Raw genomic sequence first — 18,245 nt, 5'->3', positions numbered from 1 at the left:
TAGGGACATGACATGGGAAAGATGATGCCTTACTGGTGGCTCTCGTGCTGCCTGATATCTGTGCCCGCACTCTCCGCTAATCCGGCGGCGATGATTAATACCGGACAACTTCGCGAAACGCAGGAACTCCCCTCCCTGAATGGCCGCGTGGCGCCTGTGGCGGGCAACGCCGCCCCCGGCACGCTGCAGCTTGGCGACGCCGTCAACCGCGCCGTCACCTGGCACCCGGCCATCAGTGAAGCGGTAGGAAAACTCTACCAACAGAGTGAAGAGGTGGACGTCGCCAAATCGAAATACTACCCGCAAATTAACGCCGGTATGGACAATGGCTATACCCATGACGGCGACGATAATGGCTTTACGCCATCGCTGGTGCTCTCTCTTTCCCAGATGCTGTACGACTTTGGCAAGGTGGCAAGCCAGGTGCGTGCCGAAAACGCCGGGGTTGCCCAGCAGCAGGCCAACGTGCTGGTGAGCATCGACACCATCGCCCACGATACCGCCATCGCCATGGTGGAAGTGCAAACCTGGCAGCAGATGGTCGATACCGCCAAAGAACAGCTCGACGCTCTCTCCTCCATTGGCAAGCTGACCCGCCAGCGTAACGACGAAGGGGCCACCTCGCTCTCTGACGTGGTGCAGACCGATGCCCGTATCGAAGGGGCCCGCGCCCAGCTCATGCAGTACCAGGCCAGCCTCGACAGCGCCCGCGCCACGCTGATGAGTTTTCTCGGCTGGAACACCCTCAACGAGGTGGGCAACGATTTTCCGCAAAAGCTGGCCCGCAGCTGTGATATCGCCGAACCGGACGATCGTCTGGTGCCAGCGGTGTTAGCGGCCTGGGCGCAGGCGAACGTCGCGCAGGCCAACCTTGACTACGCCAACGCCCAGATGACCCCGACCGTCTCGCTGGAGCCGGAAGTGCGTCACTACCTCAACGACCGCTATGCGGGTAACGAAACGCGGGATCGCACGCAATACTCCGCGTGGGTGAAAGTGCAAATGCCGCTCTATCAGGGCGGCGGCCTCACCGCCCGGCGTAACGCTGCCGGACACGCCGTGGAAGCGGCGCAATCCACCATTCAGCGCACCCGCCTTGAGGTTCGCCAGAAGCTGCTTGAGGCGCGCAGTCAGGTGATGAGCCTGCTCAGCACCCTGCAGATCCAGGGTCGTCAGGAGGCGCTCAGCGCCCGCACCCGCGAGCTGTATCAGCAGCAGTATCTTGACCTTGGCTCACGCCCGCTGCTCGATGTGCTCAACGCCGAGCAGGAGGTCTACCAGGCGCGTTTCACCCAGCAACAGACCCTTGGCCAGCTGCATCAGCTGCAGCTCAACTGCCTCTACAACACCGGGCAGCTGCGCCATGCGTTCGATCTTGACAACCGCACCATCCAGACCGTGGAGATCCAGCCATGAAAGAGCGTGATATGCCGCAAGCTGAGCCCATGACGGATGATGCCCTGGCCCAGTGGGCGCAGGCCTTTGGCTTTATTGCCACGCGCTACCGCGTCGCCTGCTCTCCCGGCGCGCTGCTGGCAGGCGCACCGTGGCTGAAAGGCAAACCGATGGTGCCCGCCCTCACCCAGCTCGCCCGCGAGGCGGGGCTGTCGTTTCAGCTGCTTACCGCCAGCCAGCAGTCGATCAACAGCTGGCGTCTGCCGGTGGTGGTGGCGCTAAACGACGGCAGGGTTGGCGTGATCGAACATTTCGACGGCGACGATACGCTGGAGGTCAGCTTCTTTGACGACCAGACCTACACCAACCGTTTGTCGATGACGGCGATGCTGCCCGCCATCCGCCACGTCATCGCCCTGCGTCCGCTGGCAGCGCTGAAGGACAGCCGCGTGGACGCCTATATCTCAAAATACCGCCCGGACTGGCTCTACCGGCTGGTGATGCGCGACCTGCGCCCCTACAGCTGGGTGATGCTCGCCGCGCTGTTTATCAACGTGCTGTCGCTCTCCGGGATTGTCTTTTCCATGCAGGTGTACGACCGGGTGATCCCCGCCCAGTCCTATCCGACGCTGTACGTACTGACCATCGGGGTGCTGATCGCCACCCTGTTCGGCTTCGTGCTGCGCGTGGCGCGCGGGCACATTATGGATCTGCTGGGTAAACGCTCGGATCTGCGCGTTTCGGATCGCGTGTTCGGTCACGCCCTGCGGCTGCGCAACAGCGCGATCCCACGCTCTACCGGCAGCTTTATCTCCCAGCTGCGCGAGCTGGAGCAGATCCGCGAGATGGTCACCTCTTCCACCATCTCGACGATTGTCGATCTGCCCTTCTTCTTGCTGTTTGTGGTGGTGCTGGCGATTATCGCCCCGCAGCTGGCGTGGATCGCCCCGGTGGCAGCGGTGATCATGGTTCTGCCCGGCCTGCTGCTGCAGAAGAAGCTGGCGGAGCTGGCGAAACAATCCGCCCATGAATCGACCCTGCGCAACGCGGTGCTGGTAGAAAGCGTGCAGGGGCTGGAGGACATCAAGCTGATGCAGGCAGAAAACCGCTTTTTGCAGCAGTGGAACAGCTATATCCAGATCACTGCGGAATCCGGCCTGCGTACCCGCGAGCTGACGCAGAACCTGATCAGCTGGGGGATGACCATCCAGAGCCTGGTTTACGCCGCCGTGATCGTGGTCGGCGCGCCGATGGTGATCGACGGCACGCTGACCACCGGTTCGGTGGTCGCCGCCTCGATGCTGGCCTCGCGCATGATCGCCCCCATGGCGACGCTGTGCGGCGTGCTGGCCCGCTGGCAGCAGGTGAAAGCGGCAAAAGAGGGGCTGGACAGCATTATGCAGTTACCTACCGAGAACCAGCGCGAGGAGACGCCGATCCGCCAGGACGTGCTACGCGGTCACTACCTGTTCGAGCAGGCGCAGTTTCGCTATCACCCGGAGGATCCGCGCATGGCGCTGCGCATCAACCGTCTGGAGATCAAGCCCGGTGAGAAAGTGGCGATCCTCGGGCGTAACGGCGCGGGCAAATCCACCCTGCTGCAGGCGATGGCGGGCGGGATGGATCTGGCCGGCGGCGAGCTGCGGCTCGACAACCTCAGCCTGCCGCACCTCGACGTCGCCGATGTCCGGCGCAACGTCGGCTTTATGACCCAGAACGCACGGCTGTTTTACGGCACCCTGCGGGAAAACATCACCCTCGGCATGCCGCGCGCCACCGACGAGGAGATTTTCGCCGCACTGGAGTTAACCGGCGCGGCGAGCTTTGTGCAGAAGCTACCGAAGGGGCTGGACTATCCGATCATGGAGAACGGCGTGGGGCTCTCCGGCGGCCAGCGGCAGTCGATCCTGCTGGCGCGCATGCTGCTGCGCGACCCGAATATCGTCCTGATGGACGAACCCACCGCCTCGCTGGATGAGCATACCGAACGGGAGTTTATCCAGCGTCTGAGCGCCTGGCTCGGCCACCGTACGCTGATCGTCGCCACCCATCGCGTGCCGGTGCTGGAACTGGTCGAGCGGGTGGTGGTGCTCAAGGAGGGCATGCTGGTGATGGATGCCCCGAAAGCGCAGGCGCTGAACAACAGCCGCATGCAACAACAGCAGGCAGCCGCCGCAAGGGAGTGGAAAAATGAAAATCAGTCAGCGTGATGCCGCGGCAATGGACGATCTGGATAATGCGCTCGGTTCTGAAAGCGGCTACACCGGCGCGCGACGAATCGTGATCCTCTCTCTGCTGCTGTTTATCGTCCTCGGGATCTGGGCCTGGTTTGGCGTGCTGGATGAGGTCTCAACCGGTACCGGCAAAGTGATCCCCAGCTCACGCGAGCAGGTTTTACAGTCGCTGGACGGGGGGATCCTCACCGAGCTGAACGTCCACGAGGGCGATCAGGTACAGGCCGGACAAGTGCTGGCGCGCCTTGATCCCACGCGTTCAGAATCAAACGTCGGCGAAAGCGCCGCACGCTATCGCGCCTCGCTGGCCTCCAGCGCGCGCCTGTATGCCGAGGTGAACGATCTGCCGCTAAAATTCCCCCCTTCGCTGAAGGAATGGCCGGATTTAATTGCCGACGAAACGCGGCTCTATAACTCCCGCCGCGCGCAGCTTGAGGATACCCAGCGGGAGCTACGTGCCGCGTTAGATCTCGCCAATAAGGAGCTGGCGATCACCCAGCGGCTGGTTAAAACCGGGGCCGCCAGCCACGTAGAGGTGCTGCGCCTGCAGCGGCAGAAAAGTGACCTGGAGCTGAAGCTCACCGACGTGCGCTCGCAATATTACGTTCAGGCGCGCGAGGCGCTCTCCAAAGCCAACGCGGAGGTGGATATGGTCTCGGCGATCCTGAAAGGCCGTCAGGATTCCGTCACGCGCCTGACGGTGAAATCGCCAGTGCGCGGGATCGTGAAAAACATCAAGGTCACCACCATCGGCGGCGTGATCCCGCCCAACGGCGAGCTGATGGAGATCGTGCCGGTGGACGATCACCTGCTGATCGAAACCCGCCTCTCGCCGCGCGATATCGCCTTTATCCACCCGAACCAGGAAGCGCTGGTCAAAATCACCGCCTACGACTACGCCATTTACGGCGGGCTGCACGGGGTGGTAGAGACGATTTCCCCGGACACCATCCAGGACGAAGCCAAGCCGGAAGTGTTCTATTACCGGGTGTTTATCCGCACCAGCCAGGATTACCTGGTGAATAAAGCAGGCAGGCACTTCTCAATTGTGCCGGGGATGATTGCGACGGTGGATATTAAAACCGGGGAGAAAACGGTGCTGGATTATATGATTAAGCCGTTTAACCGGGCGAAAGAAGCGCTGAGGGAGCGGTGATCTTTGCAGGATGAACAGGACATGCCTCCACTCTATTTATAGAGCGGAGGCAGTTTGCTGCACTTCAAACCGTAGCTCGCTCATTCCAGGCATCGGAGTATTGAATATTTCCATCAACATAACGCCATGTGATTTTCTCGTAGCGCAGTTGAATGCTTTCCATGTGCCCTGTTCCCGGACAGTTACGTGTATCGTGCATAATTGGCGTAATAGAAACAACTTTTACACTTTCCAGTAAAATATTGAAGTATTCAACTTCCTGCCCTGCATCATTAATGTGGTACCACTTTACCTCTGCAGATTTGAGAGTTTGCCCTGTTGCAACAGCCCGATAAAGATAGGGGGATGCGCTGTCAATTTCTTTTTCAAACAGGAAAGGAGCGTGCTGACGTGTTCCGGTGAGTCTTCCTGTTGTCCCATCAACCGGGATACTTAAATTATGTGTCAAACCACGTAATTCAATACTCCCTTCTCTATGTTCTACGTCAGATGACCCCTTAATCAGATTCCCTGCATCATCTTTTAGCCATAAATGGACCGGTACAGCCATCATTTTCCTCCTTATTAATCATATAACCATCTTCCCGCTTTCGCAGATTCGGCGAACATCCTCACCGTTAAAGGCTTAGAAATTTGCTTTACGGGTTTATCCGTAAACCATTTTCGAAAAAACCATGTGTGAAACCATGGGTAATAAGCATTGTAATTCATCAGCGTTATATCAATATTGAATCGTTCGCTGAATTTATCCATACAGATGGCTAAATCATCATCCTCTGCATAGTCTTGTAAAATATCATCTAACTGCAAAGGTATGAGCTTGCCGGTAAATGTACCCATAACGGGCAATTCATTCTGAAAAAAAGCCAAAACCTCTTGTTCAGTTACCATATCCGGTCTTTCTTATGAGCAATCGTGTTATACATTTTAAGTGTCTTATAGCATATTTGAGCCAAATCGCTGGCTACCAATGTCCAGCCAATCACTGGTAGGCCTCTCCCGATAAAGGCCCCCAAATTTGTCACATACTTAGGTTTTAAAGTGGCAATGCTCGCTTCAGTTAACGTCGGTAATCTTACAGGTAACTCTACATTGAGATATTGACGTAAATATTTTGATGCTATAGATGTTCCTGCTGTTGTTCCGTAGGGCTTATTTCTGGTCTTTAATATCGGCAATCCTAAAATGATACAACTCATTGTTAGTGCATCCTCTATGCCGCCAAACTGCTCTTCAATTTTATCTAACAAAATCCAGAAAAACAGTTCACCAGCCGATATGTTGCAAATTCCTTTATAGAAGTAGGTTCCATTAAGCGCCTCGACGGTATCCATACACACCTTCATAGCCATTCTTATTAAGAATAAATACCATACGCCACTTTGACCGCAATGTTGATAAAATAGACCTTTATAAATTCCTAATTTTATAAACCGGCAGTATTATGTGCGGCGGAAAATATTTGCTCATCAGGTGAAACATTTTTGGCTTGAACGCATTCCTCATTTTCCATTTTTTCTGAAGCAGCCTCGCAGAATGTAACTTATCCCTTCATCCCCACTTTTTCTAACGGCTTTTCGGGCGTATGTTCCTCCCACGCCAGCAAAATCTGGCGTCGGGATTGGCATCCCGGTTAAACTTAATGGCGGCGTAAGCTCTTGTTGCGCCGTGCGTCTGGCTACATTCCAATGGTGGGCTGGGCGGGGGCGTCGCAAGACGCGCCGGTGTCCATTAAGGCCGGTAATGCCAACTCCGTTCAGTCCTGCCACCCGGGAAATTGGCATTTCTCTGGCAGTGTCTTAATCACTTAATGGAAACTGTCATATGACCACCAGTAACGCACTTTTCACGACCCCTTTCGACTGCAACACCGACTTCATCGATCTTGCCGACAATTGCCAACGCTATTGCGAAGCGCTGGTGGAAGAGACCAATCCCGCGAGAAAAATAGCCCTCTGCGGTCGTCTTGCTTCGACTTTTGCCCTGCTCCGCCCAATGCTGCTGGAGCCTATCCCTGAGCACTTACAGGGACGGAGGCTGGAATCGCGTTGCTGGGTTGAGGTGGTTTTCTCCCTCTCCCTGTGGGAGAGGGCCGGGGTGAGGGCATCATACCGCACCTATTTTATATTTATAAACAGGACGTTAATTATGAATAACCAGGAAAAATTACGCATCTCAACGACGCCACGCGCATTACCTTCGCCCAAAAGGGGCTTCTTTAAGCGCCCACTGCCCCGGCGTTTTACCGGTCCACGCGCTGAAGACCTCAATGAATGCGCTGACGCTGCTATAACCGCAGGACAGCGCAATCCATCCCACCGGCTTCCCCGCGGCCAGCCACTCCATTGCCTGCATTACCCGCGCCAGTTGCCGCCAGTTAACGAAGTTCATTCCGGTCTGGGCACGAAACCGACGGTTGAACGTACGCACGCTCATCCCCGCCTGGCGGGCATGGCTCTCAACCGTCTGATTATCATCGACAAACTGCAGCAAATGCCTGACCACGTCCTTCAGACGCGGATCCGTCGGCACGGGCAGAGAAAAGTGCACCTGAGGTGCCACGGCAAGCTCATCCAGCAGCAGGGTGAGCTTTCGCGGATCGTACTCGCTTTCAGCAACGCTTAAGCGGGAAAACAGTGCATGGGTAAGATCGTCGGGTTCGAACAGGGCGGGCACATCGGGAAGCCTTGCGCAGCAGGCGGGGTCAAGATAGATGGCGCTGCCTTCTATCGCGCTTTCAGAAAAGGCGGTGTGCTGATTGCCAGGCGGGATCCAGCCGATGTGTTTTGCCGGTACGACCGAGCGCCCCCGCTGCGACTCAATCACCAGCAGACCCGTTGCAATGCGCCACAGCTGGCCAGCGCGATGGCTGTGCCAGGGGGTTCGGTACCCGCCAGGATGAAGGAGCGTCTCAGTACTGACCATATCATTTTGACCGAAAATCGTTATTCATCGGCGTATTACAGAAACTGCGTCTTCGGCTGTCAAGGATAATGGCGACTAAACCACATAAGGAGCCCTTAATGAGCATAATCACATCCCTGATAGCCGACACCGACAATGCCGCGCAGCGCGAAAAGATGGCGTGCCTGTTAACCCGCTTATTCAACGGCGATATCGATCCGGCAGAGGTCTTTACGCCCGATTACCAACAGGTTACGGACGGTCACACGCTTGATTACCGGGGATTTATCCAGCACCTGAGCCACGTCAGCTCGCAGACTCGCACGATCGCCTTTACCGTGGCGGAGATAGCCTGTCATGACGAACTTCTGGCTGACCGGCATATCGTGACGGTCACGTATCCTGGCGGTCGTCAGGCAGAGATCGAGGTTTACCTGTTTGCCGCGCTGCGTGAAGGGAAAATCTGGCGGATCCATGAAGTCACGCGGGCCCTCAGCGGCGATGCTTCAGATCGCACGCTGGCCCATGCGACAGAGTAACGTCACTCCGCCGGGCGAGGTACGCTACGGTTATATACCTCAACATAACGCGCAAATTTTCCGATAAACACGCCCGCAAATACCCCGCCTGAGATAATTGCCAGCGCGCTCATGGCGGGTTGCTGCATTGCATGGGGAGAGATGGCGCTCATCACGCCCAGCACATACTTCACCGCGAACGCCAGCATCATAAACGGCAGCGCGGTGTAGTCTGCCTGACGGTGGAGGCTGCGCGGTGCCTCAGCTCGGGTGATAGCCGCCTGCTTAATCAGGAAGTACCCCAGTGCCGCACCGGCAAGGATCCCCGCCGTCCACAATGCAACAGTCGCAGGAGTCAGCGTGCGATAGACCACCAGATCGTAAATATCCCAGATAAGAAAAATGCCCGGAATGATAGCAAGCCGCTCCAGCGTCACGGTGGCCGGCTTGCGGGCTTTAATGCCGCGGGAGATAAGGAAGATAAACAGCACCCACACCCAGGCGGGTGTGTGCGTAACGACACCGAGCAGAAATTCAAACATGGAGATCACCATGGACGATCGCGGCTCCTGCCGCCCTGAACGCGTATTGCGCATAACGGCAGGAGCGCCATTATGCGCAGGTCTTTTACAGCGATTTTTTCAGGCGACGAACCGCCTCTTTCAGCTCTTCATCCGTTGGCGTGACAAACGACATACGCAGCGTCGAATGGTCTGGCTCATTGCAGTAGAAAAATTCGCCCGGCACAAATACTACGCCGTTACTTAACGTCTTTTCCAGCCAGCGCGTGGTATTACTACCATTTTTCATATTCGCCCACAGGAACATGCCGCCCTTCGGCTTGTGGAACGACATCACATCGCCCAGCTCGGCTTCCAGTTCGTTGGCGAACGTCTGATACTTCTGACGATAGGCTTCGCGGATCATTTTGATCTGTCCGGCCAGACGCCCGGTTTTCAGGTATTCGTAAGTCATCAGCTGCGACAGCGTACTGGTGTGCAGATCGGTGGTTTGCTTCAGGTTCACCACCGCACGCTTCAGCCACTCCGGTACCAGCACCCAGCCCACACGGGTGCCCGGCGCGAGAATTTTAGAGAAGGTTGAGGTATACACCACGTTCTCTTCGTTGCCGATATCTTTGGCATGGGCAATTAACGGGCGGAAAACTTCGTCGGTGTAATTGATTTCACTGTACGGATCGTCTTCGATAATCACAAAGTCATAGCGCTTCGAGAGTTCCACCAGCTGTTTACGGCGCGCCTCAGACAGCGTAACGCCACCCGGGTTACCAAATGTCGGCACAATATAAACCGCTTTGATGGGTTTATTTGCCACCAGGGCTTCGAGTTCATCCACTTTCATGCCGTCGCCATCGGTGCCAACGGATTCGAAATTCGCCTGCGCCAGACCAAAGACCTGCAGCGCGGCAAGATAGGTTGGGCGTTCGACGACGACGGTATCGCCCGGATTAATTAACGCGCGCGCCAGCACGTCGAGGGATTGTTGTGAACCGGAGGTCACGACCACATCATCCGCTTTGCAGCGGATCCCGCGCCCTTCGCAGATGCGCTGAATCTCTTCCCGCAGTCCCGGCACACCCTCGGTCAGACCATACTGGAAGGCTTCACCAAAATGCTGCGACAGTACGGCATCAGCGGCGATTTTCAGGCCTTCGTGATCGAACAAGGCCGGGTTAGGAATACCCCCACCCAGCGAAATGACGCCTGCCATTTTGCTATGTTTTAATAATTCACGGATGGCGGAAGATTGCAGGCCCTGCGCGCTGCTGGCGAGTTTGTTTGCAGACATTCTTTGATTACCTTCTTTTTTATATTGTGCCCAATCTTAGCAGAATATGAGCAATAAATTCCGTTAGCTTCGGGAGGGGACGTAAATCCTGACGCCACAGTAAATGCACCGGCCTCGGCGCGGGTGTAAACGGCTCCAGAACCCGAACCAGCCTGCCGCTTGCCAGCTCTTCCGCCACCAGCACCTCCGGCTGCAGAAGCAGCCCCGCCCCGGCGCGCGCCGCCATGCGTAAGCCGTAGCCGTCGTTGCATCGTAAAATGGCATCGCGCTTCCAGCGCACCTCGCCCTCCACACCCGGCAACCGCCATTCGTTACGCGCGGTCCATACCGTGTGGGAAAGGCAGAGATGGTCCACCAGATCGGCAGGCGTTTGCGGCGTACCGTGGCGCGCCAGATAATCCGGCGACGCGCAGATCACCATGTTGTAAGGGCACAGGTATTTCGCCACCAGATCGTCATTGCGAATATCACCAATGCGAATGGCCAGATCGACCCCCTCTTCCACCAGATCCACCATCCGGTTAGTGAGATCCAGTTCGATACGCACTGCCGGATAGCGCTGCAGAAAGGTGGCGGTCAGCGGCGCGATAACGCAGCCGCCAAACGACGTAGGTGCCGTCACGCGCAGGGTGCCCGCCGGTGCGGCGCGCAGACGTTCCACCGCGCTTTCGGCAATGGCCACCTGCTCCAGCACCCGCTTCGCCTCGTCATAATAGACCCGCCCGGCGTCGGTCAGGCTTTGACGTCGCGTATTGCGCTCCAGCAGACGGGTGCCAAGCTCGGATTCCAGCAGCGCAATGTACTTCCCCACCATCACCGACGACATATCCAGCCGGGAGGCCGCCCCGGTAAAACTGCCGCTTTCCACTACGGCGATAAAGGTTTCCATGCTGCGAAGCTTATCCATATTACAAACCTCTGGTTAGCAATCTTCTAACTTTAGCCCAGTTTATCCGACTTTTAATTTATTAAAGAATGCAGGCTCACAACATGAGGAGTCGGCTATGAAAATCATCATTATTGGTGCCAGCGGTACGGTCGGTCGTGCAGTAACGGAGGCGCTCAGTCGCCGCCACGAAGTGATCCGCGTGGGCCGCACGCAGGGCGATGAGCAGGTGGATATTACGTCACAGGCGAGCGTGCAGGCGCTGTTTGAGAAGGTCGGTCGTGTGGATGCGATTGTCTCCGCCAGCGGCGGGTTGTACTTTGGCCCCCTCGCCACCATGAAAGACAGCGATTTCAATCAGGGGTTACAGGATAAACTGCTCGGACAGGTGCGTCTGGCGCTGACCGGCCAGCACTACCTGAACGATGGCGGCTCCATTACCCTGATTAGCGGGATTGTGGCGCACGAGCCCATCGCGCAGGGCGTCAATGCCACCACGGTGAATGCCGCGCTGGAAGGGTTTGTTCGCGCTGCCGCCTGCGAGCTGCCGCGCGGGATCCGCATCAACCTGATAAGCCCGACGGTCCTCACCGAATCGGTCGAAACGTACGACGGCTTCTTCCCGGGCTTTGAAAGCGTGCCGGCCGCCGCCGTGGCGCAAGCCTATCGCCGTAGCGTGGAAGGGGTGCAGACCGGGCGGGTGTATAAGGTGGGTTACTGAAGCAGGAAAGGGGCGAGGAACGCTCGCCCCGTCACGATCAGAGCCTGCTTCGGATTTTCTCCACCATAGCGGTGGTTGAGATCCCGTAGCGGTCGTGCAGGGTTGGCAGCGCCCCCGCATCAAGGAACGCGTCCGGCAATGCGACGGTATCGAAATCCACGTTCACGCGGTTGCGCATTAACAGCGACGCGACGGCCTCACACAGCCCGCCAACGCTGCTGTGGTTTTCCGCCACAATAACCAGCCGTCCCGGTTTCGCGGCCTGCGCCAGAATGGTCTCCTCATCCAGCGGTTTAATGGTGGGCGAGTGCAGTACCGCCACGCTGACGTTATCCTTACGCAGTTGCTTTGCTGCCTCCAGCGCGCGCATGGTCATTAGCCCTGAGGCGATGATCAGAACGTCGCTCCCCTCTTCCAGCAGCGCGGCTTTGCCCAGCGTAAACTGGTAATTGTACTGGTCCAGCACCACCGGCACCTTGCCGCGCAGCAGTCGCATATACACCGGCCCATTGTGCGCCGCGATCGCCGGTACAGCCTGTTCGGTGTCTATCGCGTCGCAGGGATCGATGATGGTCATCCCCGGAATACCTCGCATAATCGCAATATCTTCCGTCGCCTGGTGGCTCGGACCGTAGCCCGTGGTTAACCCCGGTAGTGCAGCGCATATCTTCACATTGAGATGCTCTTCGGCGATAACCTGATGAATAAAATCGTAGGCACGACGGGTGGCAAAGACCGCATATGTCGTGGCGAAGGGAATAAACCCCTCTTTTGCCATTCCCCCGGCCGCGCCCATCAAGAGTTGCTCCGCCATCCCCATCTGGAAGAAACGTTCCGGATACGCCTGGGCAAAGATATGCAGATCGGTATATTTCGACAAATCCGCCGTCATACCGACAACTTCCGGGCGCTGTTCCGCGAGCTTCACCAGCGCATGGCCGAACGGTGCAGAGCGCGTCTCCTGGCCGTCTTCCGCAATAGAGGCAATCATGGCCGACGTGGTTAAACGCGGTTTTTTCTCCGTTATCTGGCTCATTACAGCACTCCTTCAGGTTTGTTGGCATCCAGCACGGCGAGTGCCTTTTGCCACTCGTCAGCATCCACGCGAATAAAATGGTTCTTGTCACGTTGTTCGAGGAAAGGCACACCTTTGCCCATCAGCGTGTCGCACAAAATGACGCGTGGCTGGTTTTCCGGATAGCGTCTGGCGTTATCAAACGCCGCCACCAGCGCAGGGACATCGTTGCCATTTACGCGCTGCACATACCAGCCGAACGAGGTCCATTTATCCTCCAGCGGCTCAAAGCCAAGGATCTTGTGCGAATTGCCGTCTGCCTGCTGGCGGTTAATGTCCACCAGCACGATCAGGTTCGACAGGCCATGGTGCGCTGCAGACATAGCCGCTTCCCAGGTTGATCCTTCGTCAAGCTCACCGTCCGACATGGAGTTAACGACCCATGCCGCGCTCTGCTTGTGCTTCAGCCCCAGCGCCATGCCGACCCCAATACTTAACCCCTGCCCCAGCGAACCACCGGAGATCTCCATGCCCGGCGTGTAAGTTGCCATACCGGACATTGGCAGGCGGCTGTCGTCCGAGCCGTAGGTCTCCAGCTCCTCTTCAGGAATGATCCCGGCTTCAATCAGGGCGGCATAACAGGCAATGGCGTAATGACCGTGGGAAAGCAGAAAACGGTCACGACCTTCCCACTCCGGCTCGTCCGGCTTGAGGTTCATACCGTGGGTAAACGCGGTGGCCAGTACGTCGGCATAGCCCAGCGCCTGCCCGATGTAGCCCTGCCCCTGCACTTCGCCCATGCGCAGCGCATAGCGGCGAATACGCCATGCCGCCGCGGCAACCTGTTGAACTGTGGTATCCGTCATCGTCGAGTCTCCTTAATGGATCAGCATGCCGCCGTTCACGTCGAGCGTGATACCGGTGGAGTAAGACGAAAGGTCGCTGCCAAGGAACAGCGCGGCGCGGGCAATATCCTGCGCGTCGCCGAGGCGGTTAAGCGGAATGCCCGCCAGGATGGCGGTTTTCATCTCATCGCTCAGCTTGCCTGCGGTGATGTCCGTCTGGATAAGGCCGGGTGTAATGCAGTTTACGCGTACGTTATCCGGACCCAGCTCGCGGGCCATCGCTTTCGCCAGGCCCAGCACACCTGCTTTAGCTGCGCTGTAGTGGGGGCCGCCAAAAATACCGCCGCCGCGCTGTGCTGATACCGATGAAATGCAGACAATGCTGCCTGACTTCTGCGCGCGCATGGTGGGGATCACCGCCTGGGACATCAGCAGCGTGCCGCGCAGGCTGACGTCCAGCACCGCGTCGTAATTCTCGCGTTTAATATCCATCAGCTTAATCGGCTGAGTAATACCGGCGTTATTCACCAGAATATCGATGCGCCCGTATTTTCCCAGCACCTGCTCAATGGCGGCGTTGACCTGTAATTCATTGCTGACGTTCGCCGCAAGGCCCAGATGCTCTTCACCCAGATTCGCCGCCGCTGCCCGACTGGCCTCAGCATCTAAATCGATAATCACTACCTTCGCACCCTGCCCGGCATATAATTTAGCCGTGGCAAAACCCAAACCGCGTACAGAAGCCGCGCCGGTAATAACGGCAACTTTATCTTTCAGTAGCATATATTTACTCCACTATGGTAAAAGGAATTTATTTTTTATTTCGGTTCATCCAGCAACATAATCACAAACAGGCCAATCGCTGCACAAACACCGAAATAAATAAAGACAGAATTAAAACTTCCTGTTTTATCCAGCAGAAAACCTGCCAGCATCGGGGAAACAAATCCGCCGAGATTTCCGCCGCTATTGATAATTGACGCAGCTATCGGATAGGTTTTACTGTCCGCAACGGCCATACCGTAAGCCGTAAAAGCAGGCCAGCCGATATTCAGACAGAGGCCGACAAAAAACAGCCCCACGCAAACCGCAACGGTGCTTTGCGGAATATTCAGCATGATGACCATCATTAACACGGTGCTGATGGCGGTAAACATCATGGTCGGTTTACGCCGACGGCCGAGCAGTTTGTCGGATACGTAACCGCCAAAAATCGCCCCGATAAATCCGCCGATGCACGGCATACTGGCGACCAGCCCCATGCTCATAAACGTAAAGCCTTTCTCTTTCACCAGATAGAGCGGGATCCACGTCAACAGGCCATACAGCACGCTGACCATCATGAAATAGGCCAGACAGTCGCCGAGGATATTCTTCGAGGTAAACAGCCCTTTTACCGTGCTCACCGGGGCTAAGTCCCGCACGCGAATCAGGCGGTCAAGGCGCGCAAAGTCCGGTGAAATCACGATGTTTTCCCGTCTGGCATCCGGCGTCTCCTGACCCACAGTAATGGTCTCCAGTTCGGCTTTAGAGACGAATGCGCTCTCTGATGGTCTGGTGCGCACCAGCAGATACCACAGAACGGCAATGACCAGACCGGGGATCGCGAAGGAGAAGAAGACCCAACGCCAGCCCCACGTCATGGCGATCCACACCGCCAGCGGCGGCACGAGGATCGGCGCGAACATGGTGGCCGCGATGTAGACGCCGGTGGCGGTGGCCTTCTCCCTGGGTGGAAACCAGTTATTGATGGTGGAGGCCAGCCCGACAGGACACGGCCCCTCCGTTAACCCCAGCCCCAGACGAATAAACTTCAGCCCAAGAACCGAGGTCGCCGTGCCCATCAGCCAGGTAAACGCCGAGAAGCCGAATATCGACAGCGCCACCATGCCGCGAATACCCTTTTTGGCGATAAAAAAGCCCGCTGGAATTTGGCTCAATGCGTATCCCAAAAAGAACATACTGGCGATGGCACCGGCTTCGAAATTATTAATATGAAACTCATCAATGATAAAGGGCAGTACTGCACCAATATTTGTTCGGTCAGCATAGTTAATGGCATACACAATAAAAATTAATGCCAGCACAACGAAACGGTAATTGGTTTTTTTAGTGTTTATGTAGGGGACAGCATGTTCTATACGAGACATAACTTACCTCATTATTCGAACAACGTGAGTCGTTTTATTTTTACGTTCAAGGTCAATATATCGGCTCATGAATGAAACACCATTCAATAAACCTCATTTATTGCTGAGATAAATTTGATTCGCGATACAGCTCAAAAAAATAACCTCAGGATAAAATTGCCCGCATGTCGTCTCAATGTTATGTTTTTTATCAATAAACATGACAGGAGTAGGCTATGTCCGCGCAGGATCGCCAGACGTTATCACTGCCCTCGCTCAGAAATTTGCAGGCATTCATCGCCGTCGCTAACGCATTGAGCATCCATCAGGCGGCCGAACAGCTCAACGTCACCCCCTCCGCGGTCAGCCATCAGATCGCGTCGCTGGAGTCGTGGATGGGCAAGAAATTATTCATCCGCAGCGGCAAAGGGGTTCAGCTCACCCCAACGGGCGAAAAATATCTGCGGGAGGTCTCGGCGGCGATGAGCGCCATCGGACGCGCCACCGATCAGATCGTCAAAGAGAAAGATAACGCCGTGCTTCGGGTGCACTCCTCGCCCACCTTCGGGTTGTCATGGCTGTTGCGCCGCCTGGGTAAGTTTCGCGCCGAATATCCCGATATCACCATCAATCTCACCTGCTCCTATGAGAATCTGCAGTTCGCCAGAGATAATATTGATATTGATATCCGCCACGGTATCCCGGACTGGGATGCTTACCGGGTGATGACCATAAAAAACGACACGCTGGTGGTGCTGGCCTCGCCGGAGTATGCGCAAAAACACCCCATCAGCACACCCACCGATCTGCTGCAACAGTCACTCATCTCGTCCACCAGCACTCTGGTGAACTGGGAAAAATGGTTCGCCTGGCACAATATCGACAGGCCCTGGCTCAACTTCAGCCTCAGCTTTGACCGCTCCTATATGAGCTTTGAAGCGGCGCGCATGGGGCTGGGATTTATCCTTGAGAGCAAAATGATGGCGACAGACCACCTGAAAGATGGCTCACTGGTGCAGGTACTGCCAGATGAGATGGGGATCGCCATTAACGCACATCATCTGGTAATGCCGCATATGCATGAACGCGCGTGGAAGATCCAGCAGTTCGTTGAGTGGATTGACCGGGAGCTGCGGCTGTCGGGGTATCATCTGTAACGTCGGGTGGCGGTTTCGCCTTACCCGACCTACAAAATCTGCGGCCTGTTGCCCTCCCCCCAACCCTCTCCCACCGGGAGAGGGAAAAATGCACATTAACCCACCGTGCCCCAGACAAGGTTCCCCTTATGGAAGGTCGCGGTGCGCGGTGAAATGCGCGCCACCGCCTCGGCGGAACAGGAGGCGTCCACCAGCACAAAGCTGGCGTCGTCCTGCGCTTTCGGCCAGACGCGTTCACCTTTGTCGTTCAGCGGCAGCACGTCACCGGTCGCAATACCTAAAGCGCGGGACAGCGTCTGCTCATTAGGACGGATATAGAGCTGGGCGTAGAGATTCGCTTTTTCCAGCATGTCCCCTAAACCGTACGGTGACCAGTGGTCGATTACGCTGTCGGTGCCGGTCATCACAAACACGCCTTTATCGCGCAGCTGCTTCAGCGGCATGTGCAGGGTGCCGATGGGTACGGTGGAGGCGATAGTCACCTGCTGCGCCGCCATGCGGGTGGCAATCTCATCCACCTGCTGCTCGTTGAGCGTGGCCAGCGCAAAGGCGTGGCTGATGGTCAGTTTGCCCTTCAGTTGCGGGGTTTTCTCCACGGTTTCGACCATGTAGTTCACCGCCGCCACGCCCGCCGGGCTGGTTTCGTGCAGGTGAATATCCACCCCTTTGTCATAATCCAGCGCAATCTGGAACATGGTGTCGAGAGATTTCTCCATCGCCCCGTCAACATTGGTTGGGTCCAGCCCGCCCACGTAGTGCGCCCCGGCCTGCATCGCCTCGCGCATCAGCTTTTCGGAATTCGACAGCAGCAGGCCGTGCTGTGGAAACGCCACGATCTCGCAGTCAAATCCGGGCTTGCGGCGCGCCAGCACCGCCTGCAGGTTCTCGAGATTCTTCAGGCCCGAGACTGGCTCAATATTGCAGTGGCTGCGGGCGAGGGTGGAGCCTTTCGACTGGATCAGATCGATCAGCTTTTCGGCGCGCTCCTGGGTATAAGGCTGGAGTTCGGGGAGCAACTTCTGCTCAAGGCGGATCATATCCTGAATGGTTGTACCCGCCGGGCGGTTGAGCGAACGCCACGGGCCGCCGTAGAAGGTTTTATCCAGGTGAATGTGCATATCGCGCATCGCCGGGAGCATCAGCTTGCCGCCTGCGTCATAGTGCGGCAGGGTGGCGTCCGCGTGACTTTTGTTATCCCGCAGGGCGACAATTTTCCCGTCTTTGATCTCCAGCGTTTTCAGCTCGGTGCGGGTGCTGGTCGCCACGCCGCCATCGACGTTAAATCCGGCCTCCAGCAGCACGTTGTCCAGGTAGTAGTGTTTAGCGGTGATGTTCATCGGTTTGCCCGTCTCGCAGGTTGGTTTTGCGGAATCGGCAGCATACGCGACGGAGCCGGTCGCGCCAAACAGCGCGCAGGCGGTGACCATTTTGCCGCTCTGGCTGATGAATTCACGGCGGCTTTTATTTTCACTCATC

At 56.7% G+C, this 18,245-nt stretch carries 18 protein-coding genes; 6 read left to right on the top strand and 12 right to left on the bottom strand.

Annotation, left to right across the window (positions count from 1 at the left end; genetic code table 11):
* Positions 1 to 12 precede the first annotated feature (12 nt).
* Genes VF709_RS20160 through VF709_RS20150 form a run of 3 tightly spaced genes read left to right on the top strand, consistent with a single transcriptional unit; the run spans position 13 to position 4,785 of the window.
* Positions 13 to 1,416 (top strand): TolC family outer membrane protein, encoded by a 1,404-nt coding sequence (locus VF709_RS20160; RefSeq protein ID WP_013098387.1) that lies wholly within the window; start codon positions 13 to 15, stop codon positions 1,414 to 1,416.
* Positions 1,413 to 3,605 carry a type I secretion system permease/ATPase gene (locus tag VF709_RS20155; protein ID WP_045294745.1) on the top strand — a complete coding sequence of 731 codons (2,193 nt, stop codon included), beginning with the start codon at positions 1,413 to 1,415 and terminating at the stop codon, positions 3,603 to 3,605. Before VF709_RS20160 ends, VF709_RS20155 begins: the two co-directional genes overlap by 4 nt.
* Positions 3,606 to 3,615: 10 nt before the next feature.
* Positions 3,616 to 4,785: an HlyD family efflux transporter periplasmic adaptor subunit gene (locus VF709_RS20150; protein WP_096897060.1), complete on the top strand. Its 1,170-nt coding sequence runs from the start codon at positions 3,616 to 3,618 to the stop codon at positions 4,783 to 4,785.
* 64 nt (positions 4,786 to 4,849) lie between these two features.
* On the opposite strand, the gene VF709_RS20145 is transcribed toward VF709_RS20150, so the two are convergent.
* From VF709_RS20145 to VF709_RS20130, 4 genes are all read right to left on the bottom strand, one after another.
* Positions 4,850 to 5,335 (bottom strand): Hcp family type VI secretion system effector, encoded by a 486-nt coding sequence (locus VF709_RS20145; RefSeq protein ID WP_029882108.1) that lies wholly within the window; start codon positions 5,333 to 5,335, stop codon positions 4,850 to 4,852.
* Between the two features lie 14 nt (positions 5,336 to 5,349).
* A complete protein-coding gene (locus tag VF709_RS20140) occupies positions 5,350 to 5,676 on the bottom strand; it encodes a DUF1493 family protein (RefSeq protein ID WP_040023494.1) in 327 nt (108 codons plus the stop codon).
* A complete protein-coding gene (locus tag VF709_RS20135; RefSeq protein ID WP_040023496.1) occupies positions 5,670 to 6,119 on the bottom strand; it encodes an STM2901 family protein in 450 nt (149 codons plus the stop codon). Before VF709_RS20135 ends, VF709_RS20140 begins: the two co-directional genes overlap by 7 nt.
* An 859-nt stretch (positions 6,120 to 6,978) precedes the next feature.
* A complete protein-coding gene (locus tag VF709_RS20130) occupies positions 6,979 to 7,710 on the bottom strand; it encodes a helix-turn-helix domain-containing protein (protein WP_130626742.1) in 732 nt (243 codons plus the stop codon).
* Positions 7,711 to 7,808: 98 nt separating this feature from the next.
* Between VF709_RS20130 and VF709_RS20125 the strand changes: the two genes are divergently transcribed.
* Positions 7,809 to 8,228 carry a nuclear transport factor 2 family protein gene (locus tag VF709_RS20125; RefSeq protein ID WP_020690742.1) on the top strand — a complete coding sequence of 140 codons (420 nt, stop codon included), beginning with the start codon at positions 7,809 to 7,811 and terminating at the stop codon, positions 8,226 to 8,228.
* 2 nt (positions 8,229 to 8,230) lie between these two features.
* On the opposite strand, the gene VF709_RS20120 is transcribed toward VF709_RS20125, so the two are convergent.
* The 3 genes from VF709_RS20120 to VF709_RS20110 all read right to left on the bottom strand — a co-directional run bounded on the left by VF709_RS20120 (position 8,231) and on the right by VF709_RS20110 (position 10,923).
* Positions 8,231 to 8,749, bottom strand: a complete 519-nt coding sequence (locus VF709_RS20120; protein ID WP_038420950.1) for a DUF6622 family protein — start codon at positions 8,747 to 8,749, stop codon at positions 8,231 to 8,233.
* 85 nt (positions 8,750 to 8,834) lie between these two features.
* The gene (locus VF709_RS20115) at positions 8,835 to 10,016 is read right to left on the bottom strand and encodes an aminotransferase-like domain-containing protein (RefSeq protein WP_038420464.1); all 1,182 of its coding nucleotides are present in this window, start codon (positions 10,014 to 10,016) and stop codon (positions 8,835 to 8,837) included.
* A gap of 19 nt (positions 10,017 to 10,035) precedes the next feature.
* Positions 10,036 to 10,923 (bottom strand): LysR family transcriptional regulator, encoded by an 888-nt coding sequence (locus VF709_RS20110; RefSeq protein WP_045294753.1) that lies wholly within the window; start codon positions 10,921 to 10,923, stop codon positions 10,036 to 10,038.
* Between the two features lie 97 nt (positions 10,924 to 11,020).
* Here VF709_RS20110 and VF709_RS20105 point away from each other — a divergent pair, with 97 nt between their 5' ends.
* Positions 11,021 to 11,623: a short chain dehydrogenase gene (locus tag VF709_RS20105; protein WP_094916252.1), complete on the top strand. Its 603-nt coding sequence runs from the start codon at positions 11,021 to 11,023 to the stop codon at positions 11,621 to 11,623.
* A 37-nt stretch (positions 11,624 to 11,660) separates the two neighbouring features.
* On the opposite strand, the gene VF709_RS20100 is transcribed toward VF709_RS20105, so the two are convergent.
* Genes VF709_RS20100 through VF709_RS20085 form a run of 4 tightly spaced genes read right to left on the bottom strand, consistent with a single transcriptional unit; the run spans position 11,661 to position 15,633 of the window.
* Entirely contained in the window at positions 11,661 to 12,659 is a 999-nt protein-coding gene (locus VF709_RS20100; protein ID WP_201749379.1) for a transketolase family protein, read from the bottom strand.
* Entirely contained in the window at positions 12,659 to 13,504 is an 846-nt protein-coding gene (locus VF709_RS20095; RefSeq protein ID WP_013098399.1) for a transketolase, read from the bottom strand. Before VF709_RS20095 ends, VF709_RS20100 begins: the two co-directional genes overlap by 1 nt.
* 12 nt (positions 13,505 to 13,516) lie before the next feature.
* Positions 13,517 to 14,266: an SDR family NAD(P)-dependent oxidoreductase gene (locus VF709_RS20090; RefSeq protein ID WP_023620857.1), complete on the bottom strand. Its 750-nt coding sequence runs from the start codon at positions 14,264 to 14,266 to the stop codon at positions 13,517 to 13,519.
* A 35-nt stretch (positions 14,267 to 14,301) separates the two neighbouring features.
* Positions 14,302 to 15,633: an MFS transporter gene (locus VF709_RS20085; protein WP_058660441.1), complete on the bottom strand. Its 1,332-nt coding sequence runs from the start codon at positions 15,631 to 15,633 to the stop codon at positions 14,302 to 14,304.
* Between the two features lie 215 nt (positions 15,634 to 15,848).
* Here VF709_RS20085 and VF709_RS20080 point away from each other — a divergent pair, with 215 nt between their 5' ends.
* Entirely contained in the window at positions 15,849 to 16,769 is a 921-nt protein-coding gene (locus VF709_RS20080) for a LysR substrate-binding domain-containing protein (protein ID WP_013098402.1), read from the top strand.
* Positions 16,770 to 16,864: 95 nt separating this feature from the next.
* On the opposite strand, the gene VF709_RS20075 is transcribed toward VF709_RS20080, so the two are convergent.
* Positions 16,865 to 18,244, bottom strand: coding sequence for an amidohydrolase family protein (locus VF709_RS20075; RefSeq protein ID WP_013098403.1), 1,380 nt, complete (start codon positions 18,242 to 18,244; stop codon positions 16,865 to 16,867).
* Position 18,245: the final 1 nt, after the last annotated feature.

Source organism: Enterobacter sp. Lyrl_3 (assembly GCF_051948675.1).
GTDB classification, from domain to species: Bacteria; Pseudomonadota; Gammaproteobacteria; order Enterobacterales; family Enterobacteriaceae; genus Enterobacter; species Enterobacter cloacae.
Note: the sequence above shows the minus strand (reverse complement) of the source record. Positions and strands in the feature narration are given on the sequence as shown.

What these genes read in the sequence shown, in the direction of transcription:
- VF709_RS20160 (WP_013098387.1), top strand. Translation starts at nt 13, where the DNA reads ATGGGAAAGATGATGCCTTACTGGTGGCTCTCGTGCTGCCTGATATCT.
- VF709_RS20155 (WP_045294745.1), top strand. Translation starts at nt 1,413, where the DNA reads ATGAAAGAGCGTGATATGCCGCAAGCTGAGCCCATGACGGATGATGCC.
- VF709_RS20150 (WP_096897060.1), top strand. Translation starts at nt 3,616, where the DNA reads ATGGACGATCTGGATAATGCGCTCGGTTCTGAAAGCGGCTACACCGGC.
- VF709_RS20145 (WP_029882108.1), bottom strand. Translation starts at nt 5,335, where the DNA reads ATGGCTGTACCGGTCCATTTATGGCTAAAAGATGATGCAGGGAATCTG.
- VF709_RS20140 (WP_040023494.1), bottom strand. Translation starts at nt 5,676, where the DNA reads ATGGTAACTGAACAAGAGGTTTTGGCTTTTTTTCAGAATGAATTGCCC.
- VF709_RS20135 (WP_040023496.1), bottom strand. Translation starts at nt 6,119, where the DNA reads ATGGATACCGTCGAGGCGCTTAATGGAACCTACTTCTATAAAGGAATT.
- VF709_RS20130 (WP_130626742.1), bottom strand. Translation starts at nt 7,710, where the DNA reads ATGGTCAGTACTGAGACGCTCCTTCATCCTGGCGGGTACCGAACCCCC.
- VF709_RS20125 (WP_020690742.1), top strand. Translation starts at nt 7,809, where the DNA reads ATGAGCATAATCACATCCCTGATAGCCGACACCGACAATGCCGCGCAG.
- VF709_RS20120 (WP_038420950.1), bottom strand. Translation starts at nt 8,749, where the DNA reads ATGTTTGAATTTCTGCTCGGTGTCGTTACGCACACACCCGCCTGGGTG.
- VF709_RS20115 (WP_038420464.1), bottom strand. Translation starts at nt 10,016, where the DNA reads ATGTCTGCAAACAAACTCGCCAGCAGCGCGCAGGGCCTGCAATCTTCC.
- VF709_RS20110 (WP_045294753.1), bottom strand. Translation starts at nt 10,923, where the DNA reads ATGGATAAGCTTCGCAGCATGGAAACCTTTATCGCCGTAGTGGAAAGC.
- VF709_RS20105 (WP_094916252.1), top strand. Translation starts at nt 11,021, where the DNA reads ATGAAAATCATCATTATTGGTGCCAGCGGTACGGTCGGTCGTGCAGTA.
- VF709_RS20100 (WP_201749379.1), bottom strand. Translation starts at nt 12,659, where the DNA reads ATGAGCCAGATAACGGAGAAAAAACCGCGTTTAACCACGTCGGCCATG.
- VF709_RS20095 (WP_013098399.1), bottom strand. Translation starts at nt 13,504, where the DNA reads ATGACGGATACCACAGTTCAACAGGTTGCCGCGGCGGCATGGCGTATT.
- VF709_RS20090 (WP_023620857.1), bottom strand. Translation starts at nt 14,266, where the DNA reads ATGCTACTGAAAGATAAAGTTGCCGTTATTACCGGCGCGGCTTCTGTA.
- VF709_RS20085 (WP_058660441.1), bottom strand. Translation starts at nt 15,633, where the DNA reads ATGTCTCGTATAGAACATGCTGTCCCCTACATAAACACTAAAAAAACC.
- VF709_RS20080 (WP_013098402.1), top strand. Translation starts at nt 15,849, where the DNA reads ATGTCCGCGCAGGATCGCCAGACGTTATCACTGCCCTCGCTCAGAAAT.
- VF709_RS20075 (WP_013098403.1), bottom strand. Translation starts at nt 18,244, where the DNA reads ATGAGTGAAAATAAAAGCCGCCGTGAATTCATCAGCCAGAGCGGCAAA.